The organism is Streptomyces sp. NPDC088246 (assembly GCF_044741025.1).
GTDB lineage: Bacteria > Actinomycetota > Actinomycetes > Streptomycetales > Streptomycetaceae > Streptomyces.
Genome location: NZ_JBIURV010000019.1, coordinates 1 through 16200 on the forward strand (window position 1 = coordinate 1; position 16200 = coordinate 16200).

The window sequence follows — 16200 nt, forward strand, 5'->3', positions numbered from 1 at the left end:
GCCGGAAGCCGCCTATGGACACGGAGGATGGCGGGCGGTCCGGCCGCTCGAGCCGATTGGCGCCCAGATGAACGTGGCCTACACGGTGGCGGTGGAGCTCATCGACGGGGACGTGCTCATCGACCAGTTCGCCGAGAAGCGGATCAACCGCGACGACGTGTGGAACCTGATCGACCGCACGGAAACACGCCACGAACAGACGTACGACCGGCTCCCGGTCGATGAAAGGCTCACTACACGGTTGCGTCTGACCCTGAAAGACGGCGGGGTCTGCGAAGCGGTCGTCCGGCACCCCCGCGGCACCGGCGACCGCCTCCTGACCAACGCGGAGATCGTCGACAAATACCGCAGCCTGACTCACTCCGTGGTCTCCCCGGGCCGCCAGGCCACCATCGAGAACGCCGTCCTCGGCCTCGAAGCCCTCGACGAGATCTCCCAGCTGACCGCCCTGCTCACCCCCGCCGTGCGGCCCGCCCTGGACTGAGGGGGCGTCACCGCCCCCAAGGTCAGCTCCCCGCCGGTCATGCGCCGCGCCATGTGGGGGCGGATGACCCGGTCAGCATCCTCAACATCCGGTCGCTTATGGCCCAGTACACCCTCGACTCGGCCGAGGCGGGCCGATACTCGTAGTCGCGCACCAGCCTCCGGTGCAGCATCAAGACCCCGTTCGTCTGCTCCACCACCCATCTCCTGGGCTGCGGCACGAACCTGGTGTCGCCGGGGTTGCGCTTCACTACTTCGACCTCGATGCCCGCCTTCGCCCCGTGGTCCTGGACGGTGTTTTTGAACCCCTGGTCCACCAGCGCTTTCTTCACGGCGCCCGGCTGGGTGCTGGCAACCACCCTGTTCAGCAGCGCGGTACCGACGGCGTTGTCGTGGACGGAGGCGGCCAGCACCACCACCGCGATCACCAGGCCCAGCACGTCAACAGCCAGTCCCCGCTTGCGCCCCGGCACCTTCTTATTCGCATCCCGCCCCGTGGTGTCGGCCGGGACTCCGGCGGCGGCATGCAGGCTCTGGGTGTCGAGCACCACCAGGCTGGGGTCGGCTAACCGGCCCCTCTTCTCCCGCACCTGCCAGCGCAGCAGGTCGTGGATGGTCTGGTCGGTGCCGTCGTCGCGCCACTTGTAGAAGTAGTACTTCACTGCGCCGGCGGGCGGCAGGTCGTGGGGGAGGTAGTCCCACTGGCAACCGGTGCGGGACTGGTACAGCAGGGCGTTGATGATCTCCCGCATGTCGTAGTTGCCCTGGTGGCCGCTGACCGAGCGGTGCCGAGCCTTCCAAGCGGTGATCACGGGCTCGATCAGGGCCCAGCGCTCGTCGGACAAGTCGCTCTTGTAGGGCCGGCGGTCGCTCACGGGGGACACTCCAGCACGGCCGGGCCCTCTGGTCAGCGCGGATGCTGCGGTCCCACACGTTCCAGTGACGACAGATACGACATCACGTCACATACCGCCCTCTCAATCCGGAATCGCGAGCAGGTCGATCTGCCCGGCCAGCGGCCGATTGGACCGGATCACCTCGATGGCTTGGTGGTCGTGGGCATTGCTGTCGTTGGCCGACGGACGACGCTCTGGCTGTAGCGCGCCACCAGCGGCGCGACGCCAGCGCGGCCAGCCCGGCGCCGGCGGTGTTGAGCAGTACGTCGTCCACAGAGGACACCCGGTCCAGCCGCAGGACGTACTGCGCGGTCTCGACCAGGACCGAGCAGCTCGCCGCGAGCGCCAGGATCCGCGGTACCGACGCCAGCGCCGCGAACCGCAGCGGGGCGAAGAACCCCAGCGCCGCGAACACCAGCATGTTGCCGATGACCTGGGCCATCGCCGTCACCGGATCGCCTGCGAGGATCGTGAGCAGGTCCCGCAGCGGGACCAGGCTCACCCGAGAGGGAACGGCGCCGGCCCGGCCGCCCGGCAACATGATCACCCATACCCACGGCACCGTCCCGTAGACGATGCCGACCTCGGCCAGCGACGTGCGCCACGCCCACGCCGACCTGGTGCCGGTGACACGTCGACGACCTGCCAGAGCCCACACCGCCAGCGCGGCCAACGGCAGCACGGCCACTGTGATGAGGGCCACGCCAGTGAACGTACCGAACCAGCCGTGCCACCCCTTGATGATCACGCTACCTCCGCTTCCGTCCGACCGCGAAATCTCCCCGCAGGTCAGAGCGATTTCTTCGATGACCCAACAGATGTGACCGTTGTCCGTTGGAGTTCCTCAGGGTCAACGGGCGGTGTCAGCGCCCGCCGATGGCGCCCTGCGCGTGCCGGGCACACCGGGCTGGAGGAGATCCCTTCTCTCCGTGTCTGCCGCCGGACCGTTTCAGCCACCACCCCCGTCGCCGGGCGAAGCCCCGGTGATGGCCTGCATCTCCCGCCCGGTGATCTCCTGCAGCGGCAGGCCGTCGCAGTTGCCGAGGACTACGCCGACCCAGCCGGTGTACGGGTAGATGTTCCAGTTGGCGCTGACACCGGGGTTGCCACCGCCGCGCCCGAACACCCACTGGCCGTTGACGATATGGACCGGCATGTCGTAGGCCCCGAACGACGAACCGCTGTGGGGGATCTTGGCCCCGGTGAGCAACTCGGCCCAGGGCCGGTCCAGCACCGTGCCGTCGCCCAGCGCGCGCGCGAACCGGACCAGATCCGGCGCGGTGGCGAAGCCGCCGTCCCCGGGGGCATCGATGAAGCTGCGGCCCGGGTTCTTGCCGAGTACGTCCGGGTACGGGCTGCCCTTGTCCAGATTGCGGGCCGCGTCCACCTGGCTGCCGTCGGCCAGCGTCATGTACGGGTGCGCGATGTGCTCGTCGGTGAGCCACTGCGGCCTGGTGTAGAACGCCGAGCCGGTCATGCCGCAGCGCCCGAAGATGTTCTCCTGCACGTAGTCCCAGTACGTCTTGCCGCTCACGGCCTCCACGATCAACGCGGGGATGCCGACATCGGCGCCGGAGTGGCTGGTGCGACTGCCGGGGGCAGCCACCAGCTTGGACTGCCGGACCCATTGCTCGTAGTACTCGTGCACATCCTCCCGGCTCTGGAAGATGCGTTGCACGCCCTCATCCGGGGTGTTCAGCCCGGAGGTGCCGGAGAGCAGGTGGTGGATGGTCACCTGCTCGGCGATGTCCTTGGCGTAGCCCTTCAGGTGGGTGCCCACCGTGTCCGACAGGCTCAGCTCGCCCTGCTGTGCCAGCTGCAAGATGGCCACCGCGCCGAACGGCTTGCCCGCCGAGCTGAGGCTGAACGCGATGCCTTCGTGATTGCGAATCCCCTTCTCCCTGTTGGCCATGCCGTAGCTGCGGGACAGCACCGTCTGGCCCCGGTGCGACAACAGCACCACGCCGGAGAACTTCCCCTCGGCGGCCAGCTTCGCCACGTACTGGTCGTAGGCTCCGCCGGGACGGGTGGCCGGTGGGATGTCGGAGTCGGTTGGGGCCGGGTCGGCGTGGCCGGGTCGGGCGCGCACCAGCGGCGCGCCGGCCGCCACCACGCCGGCGGCCGCCAACCCGCCCCACCCGAGCAGCCGCCGCCGATTGATACCACGTACGGAATCCGAGTCCATGATCACGGTCCTTTCCTGATCGACAAATCGACCGGTGCAGGTCTACCGGCGACCGCTATCGGCAACCGATCACCCACCCATGTGATCCCCGTGCCTCCACTGAAGACGGAAGACTGTTGCGGTGGCGTATGCGATTTTCGATACGCCCGCGATACACCGAATCCCCGGCATCAGGGAACTGGCGCATGCCGGCAGTGCGATGGTCCTGCCGCTGGTGATCGCGACAGCCCGGTTACTGCAGGTGCTGGACGACTCGTCGGTGAACATCCGGGTCCAGAACTGGTGAAGTCTCGTAACTGCCTGGCGTGTATTCCTTGGGTAGAGGGTGTATTCGCTCACCGTGTGTGGTCGCCAGAGGCGTAGCGGCTCCAGGGGCCGGCGGCTTGAGCGGCGATGCTCTCGTTGTGGTAGCCGAGCATGCGGGCGTCGACGGGTGCCGGGGCTTGCAGGAAGAGTTCGCCGTCACGCCCGCCCACCTGCCCCCACCGTGAACGCCTGGGAACCGCGGCGGCGGCACGCGCATCCACCGGAAGGTCTGGACGGGTCCGCCTGGCCCACACGCGTATGGGACCACGAGACAGGAACCGGCCGGGAGGCAATCCATCGGGCAGAACAAACATGGTCGCACCGTAGACCGCGGTTCCGCGCGGGTCGTGCGCCGATCTCGGCGACTCCGGCGTGTGGCCGACGCTGTACGCCTCGGCCGTCACGTCGAACACCTCAAGGCTGACGGCCTGGCCGAGTTCGTCGACGACACCCCGAGACGCGCGGCGCAGTGCCGAGATCGCCGACAGCTTCCGCTCGGTCCACTGTGGCGAGTCGTACCCGCCCTCCAACTGCCGTGCGATGGCGATGACGCAGGAAAGAGAACAAGCAGCCTCGCCCGCCGGTCAGGGAGTGGCGGGCGGAGGCTACTTTGTTCCATCACGATACAAAAACCCGTCCGGGAAAGCCAATTCGGTCCCGGGCGGGGCCGTCGGGCCGGGTGGTCAGGAGCGTCCCCGGCCCGTCGTCTCCGCCTCCAGGGCGCGGCGCGTGTTGGGGCCGTACACCCCCGACGGGTCGCCCTCGATGGACTTGTAAGACTGGTAGACGCTTACGGCGTGCTCGACCTGGCCCGTGAAGTCGCCGTCGTCCCGCCCGTGGAACAGCCAGATCTCCTCCAGCCGGCGTTGCAGCTCGGCCACCGCGGGCCCCTGGTCGCCGAGGCGCAGCGTGGGACCGGCCAGAGGAGCGGGGGGTGCGGACGGGGCCGGACCGCTCGCGTGCGGCGTGGACGCGGAGGGCGAGGCGGTGGCCGGCCGTGAGGCGGCGGATGCGGAGGGCGACGGCGAGGTGCTCGCCGAGGGGGACGTGGAGGAGGACACGGACGCGGACGGTGACGTGGAAGCCGGTCCGGAGGGTGCGGACGATGCGGAGGCTGATGCCGTCTCCTCCGCCGGGGCGCTCGCCACCGTGCTCGGCAGGGGCTGTTCTCCGTCGGCGTCCCCGTTGCCGTCTCCGTCGAACAGTCCGCCCGCGAACGCCGCCGTGCCCACCACCGCGGCCACGGCCGCTCCTACGGCGATTGCCGCGAAGGGCCGCCGGCGGCGCGGCTGAACGGGATCGTCGGCGGGTGCGAAGCCCGGTGCGAGATGCGGTGCGAGGGCCGTGGTGCCGGGGGCTTCGGCCGGCTCGGCGGCGTCCGGCAGCGGACCTGCCGTCGCCGGGCCGAGAAAGAGCGGCATCGTTGTGGCCGCGTCCCCCGCCGGTCGGTGGTGCCGCTCGTCGTCTGCGGCCGGTGTCTCGTCGCCCCCCAGCGTCACGTACGGCCGGATACGCAGCGGATCGAAATCCTCCGCTGCCGCGATCTCCGCCAAGTCGGCCGCCGACCGCTCGGCCCGGTGCTGTTCGGCGGCCCGCTGCTGTTCGGCGGCCCGCTGTGCTGCCCGCTCCCCGCACGCGCAGCCGGGACCGGCCCCGGGTCTTCCGCCCGGCCCCCAGTCCGGCCCCCCGTCCGGTCTTCCACCAGGTCTCTGTCTCTCGTCCGGTCTGCGGTCCATACCGCACTCCGGGCACATATGTCCGGTCATTGTGGGCCCCTCCCCTTGAACTGCCTGCGATTATGCAGCCCGCTGCCGGGATGCCCAATGCCGTACCGAAATGCGGTACCCGGTATGAATCCCGCCGCGACACCCACCCAGGGCCCGTCTCCGCAGGTCCCGGCCCGGTCCCGCTCGGCAGGCCATAACCGTGCGGAACGGCCAGGATGGGGATGTAGCGGATCCGAGGAGATGTTCCATGGCCCAGCATCTGAGCCCCCCGGCCCCGGCCCCGGCCCCCGGCGAGGACCGCTCCACGCGGTCGGTCATGGTGGCCATCGGTGCGCTTCTTTTCGGCATGCTTCTGGCCGCGCTCGACCAGACCATCGTCTCCACCGCGCTGCCGACCATCGTCAGCGACCTCGGCGGTCTGGAACATCTCTCCTGGGTTGTCACGGCCTATCTGCTGGCGTCGACCGCCGCGACGCCGCTCTGGGGCAAGCTCGGCGACCAGTACGGGCGCAAGAAGCTCTTCCAGACCGCCATCGTCATCTTCCTCATCGGCTCGGCGCTCTGCGGCGTCGCCCAGAACATGCCGCAGCTCATCGGCTTCCGGGCCCTTCAGGGCCTCGGCGGAGGCGGCCTCATCGTGCTCTCGATGGCGATCGTCGGGGATATTGTCGCGCCGCGCGAACGAGGCAAGTACCAGGGCCTGTTCGGAGCGGTCTTCGGCGCGACCAGCGTCCTCGGGCCGCTCCTCGGCGGCTTCTTCACCCAGCACCTCAGCTGGCGCTGGGTCTTCTACATCAACCTGCCGATCGGCGTCGTCGCGCTCCTCGTGATCGCCGCCGTGCTGTACATCCCGGTCCGCCGTACGCAGCACACCATCGACTACCTCGGCACCTTCCTCATCGCCTCCGTCGCCACCTGTCTGGTCCTCGTCGCCTCGCTCGGCGGCACCACCTGGGCCTGGGGCTCGGCGCAGATCATCGGTCTCGCCGTCCTGAGCGTGCTGCTGCTGATCGCCTTCGTGTACGCGGAGCGCCGCGCCGCGGAGCCCGTTATTCCGCTGAAGCTGTTCCGGATCAGGACCTTCACCCTCGTCGCCGTCATCAGCTTCGTGGTGGGCTTCGCGATGTTCGGCGCGATGACCTATCTGCCGACCTTCCTGCAGGTGGTGCACGGCATCACGCCGACGATGTCCGGTGTGCACATGCTCCCGATGGTGCTCGGTCTGCTCCTCACCTCGACCGTCTCCGGGCAGATCGTCAGCCGCACCGGCCGCTGGAAGGTCTTCCCGATCGCGGGCACCGGCATCACCGCGATCGGACTGCAGCTCCTGCACCGGCTCACGGAAACCAGCAGCACCCTGGAGATGAGCATCTACTTCTTCGTCTTCGGTGCCGGGCTCGGCCTGGTGATGCAGGTCCTGGTGCTGGTCGTGCAGAACGCCGTCACGTACGAGGATCTCGGCGTCGCCACGTCCGGAGCCACCTTCTTCCGCTCCATCGGCGCCTCGTTCGGTGTCGCCGTCTTCGGCACGATCTTCACGAACCGGCTCACCGACAAACTGGGCGCCGCGCTCGCCGGCCGCTCCCTGCCCCCGGGGGTCAGTGCCGACGGGCTGGCCGCCGACCCGCGCGCCATCGGCCGGCTGCCACCCGGACTGCAGCCCTCGGTGCTCCACGCGTACTCGACCTCGATCACCGATGTGTTCGTGTACGCGGCACCCGTCGTCCTGGTCGCCTTCGTCTTCGCGTGGTTCCTCAAGGAGGACAAGCTGCGCGGCTCGGTGACCGCGCCGGAGCCCACCGAGACCCTGGCGTCGAACCCGGTCGAGCGGTCCTCGTACGACGAATGCGCCCGGGCCCTCTCGGTGCTCGCCACCCGCGCGGGGCGCCGCAAGATCTACGAGGAGATCACCAAGAGGGCGGGGTACGACCTGCTGCCCGCGGCGAGCTGGATGCTACTGCGCATAGCCCGGCACGGCACGGTCGAACCGGCCATGCTCGCCGAGGTCGCCCCGGTGCCGCTACGGGTGGTCACCGAGGCGGCGCGTCAGCTGGAGGAGCGCGGACTGGTCCGGCGCGAAGGCGTACAGCTGGTGCTCACCGAGGCCGGCGCGGAAGTGGTGGTGAAGCTCGCGGAGGCCCGTGAGGAATCGATGGCCGAGCTGCTGGGCGACTGGTGGGGGCCGGAACGGCCGACGGACCTGGTCAGACTCGTGGCGGAGCTGACCGCCGAGACGAACGGGTCGAGCAAGGAGCGGCCGTGCAGGCCCGAGCCGAGGCGGGACCACGCGGCCCGACCCGGGTGAGCCGCTTCTCGGACACCTCCTGCACCCCTTACAGCTCCTTGGCGAACCAGTGCTCGGCGTACTGCCGCCGGTGGAACGCCGGAACCTCCCGATAGCCGTGCTTGGCGTACAGCCCCCGTGCCTCGACCAGGTCATTGCGGGTGTCGAGCCTGACGGTGCGTACGCCGAAGGCGCGCGCCGCGCTCTCGACGGCCGCCAGGAGCAGCCCGCCGCCGCCCGTACCGCGGTGTTCGGGGCGTACGAACACCCGGGTCAGCTCCGCGATGTCCGTGTCCACCACCAGCAGCCCGGCGCAGGCTGCCGGCTTCCCCTCGAACCGGCCGACGACGAATTGGCCGGTGGGCGCAGCGAGCCGGTCGGCGCCGTCGTCGGTGAGCCCCTCGTCGATCTCCCCGGCGGTCGCGGGCCGCCCCCAGTAGCGGCTGGCGACCTCGTCGTAATAGTCGCGACGCAGCAGCGCGGCGTCGGGGGAGTCGAAGGGTTCGGGGGCCACGGTCCAGGTCATGCCGGTCATTCTGACTTGATCACGACAGAGGAGCGAACGGATTGGCCGGCTCGGCAGGGAGGAACGAACGGATCGGTGGAGCCGGCGCTTCACTCCGCACGCAAGCGTTCGGATTACGGCAAGCGGCTCCGGCGCTCACCCCAGCGGCGGCGGAACCATGACCGGCGGCGGGGGCACCACCGGCCGGTGCCGTCGGACCCGCAGCACCAGCAGCAGCACCACCGCGGCCGCCGGCAATACGGCCCCGAGCAGCGACAGAACCCAGACGGGGACACCGCCCACGGTCAGCAGCCTGTCCGTGTACACCATGGTCCGGTACGGGGTGTCGGCCTCGGCCGCGCGCAGTTCGTGATCGCCGTCGATCCGCTCCGGATGCGGGAACGACTGCTCGATCGCGGTGACGAACACCGGCTTCCCGCCCGTCACCGCCCCCAGCGCCCCGATGTCGTCCCGTACCGACCGGGGGTCGATCCGGCCCGCGTACGTCACCTGCGGCGCATTGCCGCCGATCGCGTCGCGCGGCTCCATCCGGTGCGCCGCCAGGACGTACAGGCCCAGCTGCTGCGGCGTCGAGGCGAGCTTCGACAGCCGCATCGGGTAGACCAGCCGGTCGCTGGCGAAGCGCAGCCGCAGCGGATCGAGGTCGCCGCCGAGGGGACTGTTCCTGTCCCGGGGAGCGAGGCGGATCGCGACGTACTCCCACTTCTGGTCGACATAGGGTTTCAGCGCCGTCGCCAGCCGGTCGGGCAGCTCGAAGCCGTTGTCCTTCAGCCATTTCTGCAGCGCCTCGGGGTCGGTCGCGGCCAGCCGCGCCACATCGAACGGGCCGAGCCGTTCCCGGCCCACCACCTCGACCGGCGGCGCGGCGCTCGGAGGGGCCCCGGCTCCGTCCCCGCTGTCGCCCGAACCGGCGAACGGCCAGTCGCCGGAGCGCGGCCAGAAGTAGTGCCTGGTCGCCTGCACCGGCGCGGTGAGGGCGGCGAGCTCGGAGAAGAGCGACGGATCATTGAGCTCCACGGTCGCCCGGTGCGGCACCGGCATGATCCAGGCAGCCTCGGGGGCGTCCCCGCGGACCGTGAGCCGCATGACGATCTGCTCGGTACGGCCGTCCCAGTCCACCACCGACGTCTCCCGGTCGACCGAGACCTGGGTCGCCCTGCTCGGGACCATCGCCCCGCAGCCACAGGCGTACGCCGGGCTGATCAGCGATCCCAGCTGCAGCGACACCAGCATCAGCAGCAGGGACAGCGCACGCATCACCCACGCGCGCACCTCACCCCGCGCACTCCGCATCCCCCCTGCGTACCGCATGTCCCGTCTTCCCCCTCCGCGATCGACGAACACGGGAGAGGACGTGGGAACCACCGGTCCGGTTCCGGCGCCGAGGCCACGGCCCAACAGGTCCTTCGGTCGTTCTTTCGGAAAAAAAGGATGATGACAGTCAGGCGAAGAGGGGGTTGATTGTGTCTACCTCATAGCGCAATGCGAAGGTTTCACAGCATGCCCAGGCCGAGGGACGGGCACGGAAACAGCGGGAGGGTCGGCGCAGCGTGGCGAATGCGGAGCACAGTGTGCGCGGAAATGCGGCGACGGGGGCGAGGACCGGGGCCACCCGGGCTCTGCTCTGGCTGGTTGTGGCCGCACTGGCCGTACGGCAGATGGCGGTGGTGCTACGGCAACCGCCGGGCGAACGGCTCACCGATCTGGAGACCTGGATCGGTGAGAACGGCGTCCTGCATGTGACGGGCTCGCTGTACGACAGCGACCGGTTCACCGGCACCCCGTTCGCCGGGCTGGTGCTGAAGCCACTGACCCGGACCGCCGAACAGAGCCTGGGCGTCGCCTGGACCTTCGGTTCGCTGCTGCTTGTCGCCGCCCTCGGCATCATCGCCGCCCGCGCGCTGCCGGGCCCGGTCACCCGCCGCACCTCACTGCTGGCCGCCCCCGTCGCGATCAGCCTGCTGATGCTCTCCCTGCCGGTCCGAAACGCACTCAACCTGGGGCAGACAAGCATCCTGCCGGTGCTGCTGGTGCTGCTGGCCTGTTTCGCGGTCCGCGGGGAACGCGCCTCGGGCCTCCTGATCGGGCTCGCGGCCGCGCTCCAGCCGACCGTGCTGCTCTTCGCGGTCCTGCTCTGGTTCACCGGCCGCCGGCAGGCGGCGGTGACCGGCACCACCGCGTTCGCCGCCTGCACCGCGCTTGCCTGGGCCGCGATGCCGCACGACTCGTGGACCTACTGGGTACACCATGTCGCGGGCGCCGGGCTCGGCGACAACGCGGACAGCCTGGCCAACCAGTCCCTGCACGGCGCGCTGCTCCGATTCGGCCTGGAGGGGCCGCTCGAGATCGCGCTGTTCGTGGTGCTGGCGGCCGCCGTCTGCTACCTCGGACTGCGCCGCGCCGTACGGTACGCGCTCGACGGGCAGCTGCTGCTCGCCGTCGCCGTGACCGGCTGCGTCGCCGTCGCCGTCTCACCCACCGCCTGGCAGCACCAGCTGCTGTGGGTGCTGCTTGCCGTGGTCGGCCGGGTCGGCAAGCGGGCCTCGGACCGGCTGGTGTGGCCGGCGGTCGTGGTGCTCGTGCTCACACTGCCGGGGAAGATGCTGCTGCCGAACATGGCGGTGGTCTTCCCCATACGCGACAACGTGCTGCTGATCGCGGCGCTCGGCGCGGCCTGCGTTGCACCGTTCCTGCCGCGCACCTCGCCGTACTGGCAACAGCCGATCCCCACGGACTACGCGGCCCCGGTCGCGGCCCGCTGGAGCCGCATCCCCCTGCTGCCGTTCTGGCGGCGGGTGCTCAGCCGGCCCAATCTGCTGCTGGAACTGCTCCTGATCAGGGTCGTGTACTCCGCCTACGCACATGTCAGGCTCGCGGCGACGGCCGGCCGTGCCACCGCCGAACACCACGGCCGGCAGATCCACTCCCTCGAACAGTGGCTGCACATCGACATCGAGCACTGGGCCAACCACGCGGTCGTCCAGGTCGCCTGGCTGAGGGACTTCTTCGACTACTACTACTCGACGTTCCACTTCATCGTGCCGCTGGCGATCCTCGGTGTGCTGTACGTACGACGCCCCGCGGACTACCGCTGGGTCCGCAGCTCCATAGGCTTCGCCACGATCCTCGCGCTGGCCGGCTTCTGGCTCTACCCGCTGGCCCCGCCGCGGCTGATGCCCGGACTCGGCTTCATAGACACGGTCCATGGTGTGCAGGACTTCGCGAAGCCGGACTACGGAACGCTGACCTCGATGACCAACCAGTACGCGGCGATGCCCTCGCTGCACTTCGGCTGGTCGCTCTGGTGCGGTGTGGTCATCGTCATGCTGGCCCCGAAGATGTGGATGAAGGCGCTGGGGCTGCTGCACCCGCTGTTCACGGTCTCCGCGATCGTGGCCACGGCCAATCACTGGGTGCTGGACGCGGTGGGCGGCGCGGCCGTCGTCGCGCTCGGCTTCGGGCTGACCTACGTACTGTCGGGGCCGCGGAGGCTGCAGCTGCCGGCCGTGCCTGCGGCGGCGAAGCCGCAGGACGGGATCGCGGTGCCGGTGTCGGTGCCGGTTCAGAGGACGACCGACGACGCGGTGAGCAGTAAGCAGCACTAGTGGCACGGCACCCCGTCGGCATGGATCGCCGCGTGACAAGGATCCGCCCATCGGTCCCGGTCCGCCACTCGAACGGCTCAGAGCCTGTCGGGTGACTTCCGACCGGGCGGCCAGGCCCTGGCACGCACGCTTCCGGCGTTGTCGTCAGTCACCGACTCCCCCATAGCTGAAGGCATGGGGGGACCCCCTTCGCGTCGGTTCCCTCCTCCGCCTTGGAATCGCACGCACCAGACCGCGTCCGCTATCCGATCGGAGGTCACCCGACAGGCTCTCAGGGGCCGGTCGTCCCGAGCGCCCAGGTGGCGAAGGACAGCGTGGCCATGGACACCACCGTCGAGGCCACCACGGAGTCGCGGGCCACGCGGGTGTCCAGGCCGTACTGCTGGGCGTAGATGAAGGCGTTCTGAGCGGTCGGCAGCGCGGAACAGAGCACGACGGCCATCAACTGGTGGTCCGGCAGATGCAACAGCGGGCCGCCGACGACGAAAGCGATGAGGGGCTGGACCAGCGTCTTGAGGGCGACCGTCACAACGACCTCCGCACGCTTCGCACGCACCGTGGACCGGGCAGGCCCCGTGTGCTCCGTCGGACCGTCGGCCACCGGACGGCCGTTCAGGGACAGGCCCAGCGTGATCAGGGCCGTCGGCACGGCGGCGGCGCCGAGCAGGTCGAAGGAGTGGGCGAGGGCGTGCGGCAGCCGCAGTCCGAGTGCGGAGACGACGACACCCAGCAACGAGGCCATGATGATGGGATTGCGGACCGGCATGGTCAGCATCCGCCTGACCACGACGCCCTTTCCGGAGCCCGTCCCCGTGCCCGTGTCCAGCAGCGTCAGGATCACCGGGGAGACCAACAGCACCTGGAACAGGATGATCTGGGCGACGAACGACGCGTCGCCGAGCACCTGGACCGCCACCGGAATGCCGAGATTCGCGGAGTTGACGTAGCCGGACGCCATGCTGCCGATCGCCCGGTCGGCCGTGCCGCGGCCGAAGAGCCGGCCGGCCGCCACGAAGCCGAGGCCGCAGACCAGCGCCGTACCCGCCGCGAAGGCCACCATCGAGGAGTTGGCGAAGGCGGCCGGCCGTGCCCCGGAAACCATGGTGAACAGGGCGGCGGGCATGGCCACATGGAAGACGAACCGGCCGAGCACGGCTTCCGCCTGTTCGCCGAGGAGACCGCTGCGGCCGACCGCGTAACCGATGGCTGTGAGCGTCCAGATGGGGGCGAAGGCGGAGAGCAGGGCGTGCATGCCCGCCATGATCCTCGCGCTGTTGTGCGCGTCTTGCGCGGGGGTTCGGACGGGGGTGCGGGGTTTGCCGGTACGGACGGCGGGGGCCGGGGCGTGAGGGGGAGGCCCCCGCCGTCCGAAGCTTCCGGAAGCGGTCAGCTCCCGGCGGTACCGACGCCCGCGGTGCTCGCGGCGGTGCTGACCTGAAGCTGCTTGATCCCGTTGAGCCATGCCGAGCGCAGCCGCCGCGGGTCGCCGACCAGCCGCAGGTCCGGCAGCACGTCCGCGATCGCGTTGAAGATCAGGTTGATCTCCATCACGGCAAGGGACTTGCCGAGGCAGAAGTGCGGACCGCCGCCGCCGAAGCCGAGGTGGGGGTTGGGATCGCGGGAGATGTCGAAGGCCTCCGGGTTCTCGAAGACCTCGGGGTCGTTATTGGCCGAGGAGTAGAACAGCCCGACCCTGTCACCCTTCTTGATCTGCTGCCCGCCCAGCTCGACGTCCTGGGTGGCCGTCCGCTGGAAGGAGACCACAGGGGTGGCCCAGCGGACGATCTCCTCGGCGGTCGTCTCCGGCCGCTCGCGCTTGTAGAGCTCCCACTCGTCGGGGTGGGTGAGGAAGGCGTGCATGCCGTGGCTGATGGCGTTGCGGGTGGTCTCGTTCCCGGCGACGGCGAGCAGGATCACGAAGAAGCCGAACTCGTCGGAGGAGAGGTTCCCTTCACCCTCCGCGGCGACCAGCTGGGAGACGATGTCCTTGGCCGGGCACGCCTTGCGGGCGGCCGCCAGATTCATCGAGTACGAGACGATCTCCATGGCCGCCTCGGTGCCGACCTCCTCGGTGATCGCGTACTCGGGATCGTCGTACGCGGCCATCTTGTTGGACCAGTCGAAGATCCTGGACCGGTCCTCCTGCGGTACGCCGATGAGCTCCGCGATGGCCTGGAGCGGCAGTTCGACGGCGATGTCGGTGACGAAGTCGAACGAACCGTCGTCGCCTGCGGCGGCGAGAGCGGTCTCGACGATCTGGCGGGCGCGGCTGCGAAGGGCCTGCTCCAGGGAGCGTATCGCCCGGGGCGTGAACCCCCGCTGGACGATCTGCCGGACCCGGGTGTGCTCGGGCGGGTCCATGTTCAGCATGATCAGCTTCTGGACCTCGATCTGGTCGCGGCTGATCGACTCGTTGAACCGGATGACCGCGGTGTTGGTGTTCGAGGAGAACAACTCGGGATGGGTGGAGACGTACTTGACGTCCGCGTGCCGGGTGACGACCCAGTAGCCCTCGTCGTCGAAGCCGGAGATACCGGCCGGCTGGGTGCACCACCAGACCGGTGCGGTCTGCCGCATCTGTGCGAACTCCGGGTGCGGAATGCGGGCTTGGAGCAGATCGGGATCGGTGAAGTCGAACCCTTCGGGCAGATGGGGGCAGGGCATCGGCAACTCCAGGTCGGGCCGAGAGTCGCCCGAACGATGCCTGACGACCCATCAGAAGTTGCCCGAAAGGTAGTAACGAGTTCTACAACTGGCAAGAGGGGTGGCCCGATCTGTTGCGTGAAGAGTGGGTGAGGCAGGTATGAAGCGGGCGCAAGGTGCGTGCAAGACCCTTGCGTACCGGGGGTAAGCCCCACAAGACTGCCTACAGAACTAGAACGCGTACTAGTTCCCCTCCGCGGGCGCCGGGACGCCCCTGCGGAAGCGCGAGGAGAGGACGAGCTCATGGCCGCGGAACCCGTCATCGTCGAAGCCGTACGCACCCCCATCGGCAAGCGCGGAGGCGCGCTCGCCAATCTGCACCCCGCCTATCTGCTGGGCGAGACCTACCGAGAACTCCTCGGCCGCACCGGCATCCACGCCGACTGCGTCGAACAGATCGTCGGCGGTACGGTCACCCACGCCGGCGAGCAGTCCATGAACCCGGCACGCAACGCCTGGCTCACCGTGGGCCTTCCGTACGAGACCGCCGCCACCACCGTGGACTGTCAGTGCGGCTCCTCGCAGCAGGCCTCCCACATGGTCGCCAACATGGTCGCGGCCGGAGTGATCGACATCGGCATCAGCTGCGGTGTCGAGGCCATGTCGCGGGTGCCGCTGGGCAGCGGCTCCAAGCACGGACCGGGCAAGCCCTGGCCCGACGAGTGGAACGTCGACCTGCCCAACCAGTTCGAGGCGGCCGAGCGCATCGCCCGCAATCGCGGACTCACCCGGGAGAACGTCGACTCGCTCGGGCTGATCTCGCAGGAGCGGGCCGCCGTCGCCTGGGCCGAGGAACGGTTCAAACGGGAGACATACGCGGTCCAGGTGCCGACCACCGAGGAGGAGCAGGCGGCCGGGCAGGGCATGTGGCGGCTGGTCGACCGGGACGAGGGGCTGCGGGACACCACGATGGAGGGGCTCGGACGGCTCAAGCCGGTCATGCCCACCGCCATCCACACCGCGGGCAACTCCTCGCAGATATCCGACGGCGCCTGCGCGATCATGTGGGCGTCCAAGCGGATGGCGCGCGCGCTCAAGCTCAAGCCGCGCGCCCGGATCGTCGCGCAGGCACTGGTCGGCGCCGACCCGCACTTCCACCTCGACGGACCGATCGACGCGACCCGGGCGGTGCTCGGCAAGGCCGGGATGTCGCTCAAGGACATCGACATCGTAGAGATCAACGAGGCTTTCGCATCGGTGGTGCTGAGCTGGGCCCAGGTCTTCGAGCAGGACCTCGAAAAGGTCAACGTCAACGGCGGAGCCATTGCGCTCGGCCACCCGGTGGGCGCCACCGGGGCCCGGCTGATCACCACGGCCCTGCATGAACTGGAGCGCCGGGACAAGGAGTTCGCACTGATCGCGATGTGCGCGGGCGGAGCGCTGGCGACGGGCACGATCATCCAGCGGCTGTAAGACCGACCGGCACATGGGGGGCGGCGTCGCGGGGCTGGGCACGCACACCTGCGGCGTTGTCGTCGGTCAACA

At 69.5% G+C, this 16200-nt stretch carries 13 protein-coding genes and 1 pseudogene; 5 read left to right on the top strand and 9 right to left on the bottom strand.

Translation table 11 applies throughout. From position 1 onward, the window contains the following. Positions 1 to 484: pseudogene (locus ACIPEK_RS24960) on the top strand (MmgE/PrpD family protein); the annotation flags it as partial. A 37-nt stretch (positions 485 to 521) separates the two neighbouring features. Here ACIPEK_RS24960 and ACIPEK_RS24965 read toward each other — a convergent pair. From ACIPEK_RS24965 to ACIPEK_RS24975, 3 genes are all read right to left on the bottom strand, one after another. Next, positions 522 to 1358 carry an IS5 family transposase gene (locus tag ACIPEK_RS24965; protein WP_401999946.1) on the bottom strand — a complete coding sequence of 279 codons (837 nt, stop codon included), beginning with the start codon at positions 1356 to 1358 and terminating at the stop codon, positions 522 to 524. Between the two features lie 82 nt (positions 1359 to 1440). Further along, a complete protein-coding gene (locus ACIPEK_RS24970) occupies positions 1441 to 2127 on the bottom strand; it encodes a VanZ family protein (RefSeq protein WP_401999949.1) in 687 nt (228 codons plus the stop codon). A gap of 201 nt (positions 2128 to 2328) precedes the next feature. Then, positions 2329 to 3564, bottom strand: coding sequence for a serine hydrolase domain-containing protein (locus ACIPEK_RS24975; protein WP_401999952.1), 1236 nt, complete (start codon positions 3562 to 3564; stop codon positions 2329 to 2331). A gap of 121 nt (positions 3565 to 3685) precedes the next feature. Here ACIPEK_RS24975 and ACIPEK_RS24980 point away from each other — a divergent pair, with 121 nt between their 5' ends. Next, the gene (locus tag ACIPEK_RS24980) at positions 3686 to 3850 is read left to right on the top strand and encodes a hypothetical protein (protein WP_401999955.1); all 165 of its coding nucleotides are present in this window, start codon (positions 3686 to 3688) and stop codon (positions 3848 to 3850) included. Positions 3851 to 3899: 49 nt separating this feature from the next. Here the strand turns inward: ACIPEK_RS24980 and ACIPEK_RS24985 are convergent, their stop codons facing one another. Both ACIPEK_RS24985 and ACIPEK_RS24990 read right to left on the bottom strand, forming a co-directional pair. Further along, positions 3900 to 4400 (bottom strand): hypothetical protein, encoded by a 501-nt coding sequence (locus tag ACIPEK_RS24985; RefSeq protein ID WP_401999958.1) that lies wholly within the window; start codon positions 4398 to 4400, stop codon positions 3900 to 3902. 153 nt (positions 4401 to 4553) lie between these two features. After that, positions 4554 to 5636 (bottom strand): peptidoglycan-binding protein, encoded by a 1083-nt coding sequence (locus ACIPEK_RS24990; protein ID WP_401999961.1) that lies wholly within the window; start codon positions 5634 to 5636, stop codon positions 4554 to 4556. Positions 5637 to 5844: 208 nt separating this feature from the next. On the opposite strand from ACIPEK_RS24990, the gene ACIPEK_RS24995 reads away from it, so the two are divergent. Beyond that, a complete protein-coding gene (locus ACIPEK_RS24995; protein ID WP_401999964.1) occupies positions 5845 to 7902 on the top strand; it encodes an MFS transporter in 2058 nt (685 codons plus the stop codon). A gap of 28 nt (positions 7903 to 7930) precedes the next feature. Here ACIPEK_RS24995 and ACIPEK_RS25000 read toward each other — a convergent pair whose 3' ends face one another. Together ACIPEK_RS25000 and ACIPEK_RS25005 are read right to left on the bottom strand one after the other, a co-directional pair. Further along, positions 7931 to 8407 (bottom strand): GNAT family N-acetyltransferase, encoded by a 477-nt coding sequence (locus tag ACIPEK_RS25000; RefSeq protein ID WP_401999967.1) that lies wholly within the window; start codon positions 8405 to 8407, stop codon positions 7931 to 7933. 135 nt (positions 8408 to 8542) lie between these two features. Further along, a complete protein-coding gene (locus ACIPEK_RS25005) occupies positions 8543 to 9700 on the bottom strand; it encodes a DUF2330 domain-containing protein (RefSeq protein WP_401999970.1) in 1158 nt (385 codons plus the stop codon). A gap of 326 nt (positions 9701 to 10026) precedes the next feature. Between ACIPEK_RS25005 and ACIPEK_RS25010 the strand changes: the two genes are divergently transcribed. Then, complete coding sequence (locus ACIPEK_RS25010; protein ID WP_402000329.1) at positions 10027 to 12012, top strand: bifunctional glycosyltransferase 87/phosphatase PAP2 family protein; 1986 nt, start codon at positions 10027 to 10029, stop codon at positions 12010 to 12012. Positions 12013 to 12283: 271 nt separating this feature from the next. Here ACIPEK_RS25010 and ACIPEK_RS25015 read toward each other — a convergent pair whose 3' ends face one another. Next, on the bottom strand, positions 12284 to 13264 hold the full coding sequence (locus tag ACIPEK_RS25015; RefSeq protein ID WP_401999973.1) for an AEC family transporter: 981 nt from the start codon (positions 13262 to 13264) through the stop codon (positions 12284 to 12286). Between the two features lie 134 nt (positions 13265 to 13398). Further along, positions 13399 to 14676, bottom strand: coding sequence for a cytochrome P450 (locus tag ACIPEK_RS25020; protein WP_401999976.1), 1278 nt, complete (start codon positions 14674 to 14676; stop codon positions 13399 to 13401). Positions 14677 to 14958: 282 nt separating this feature from the next. On the opposite strand from ACIPEK_RS25020, the gene ACIPEK_RS25025 reads away from it, so the two are divergent. Then, positions 14959 to 16128: a steroid 3-ketoacyl-CoA thiolase gene (locus tag ACIPEK_RS25025; RefSeq protein WP_401999979.1), complete on the top strand. Its 1170-nt coding sequence runs from the start codon at positions 14959 to 14961 to the stop codon at positions 16126 to 16128. Positions 16129 to 16200 lie beyond the last annotated feature (72 nt).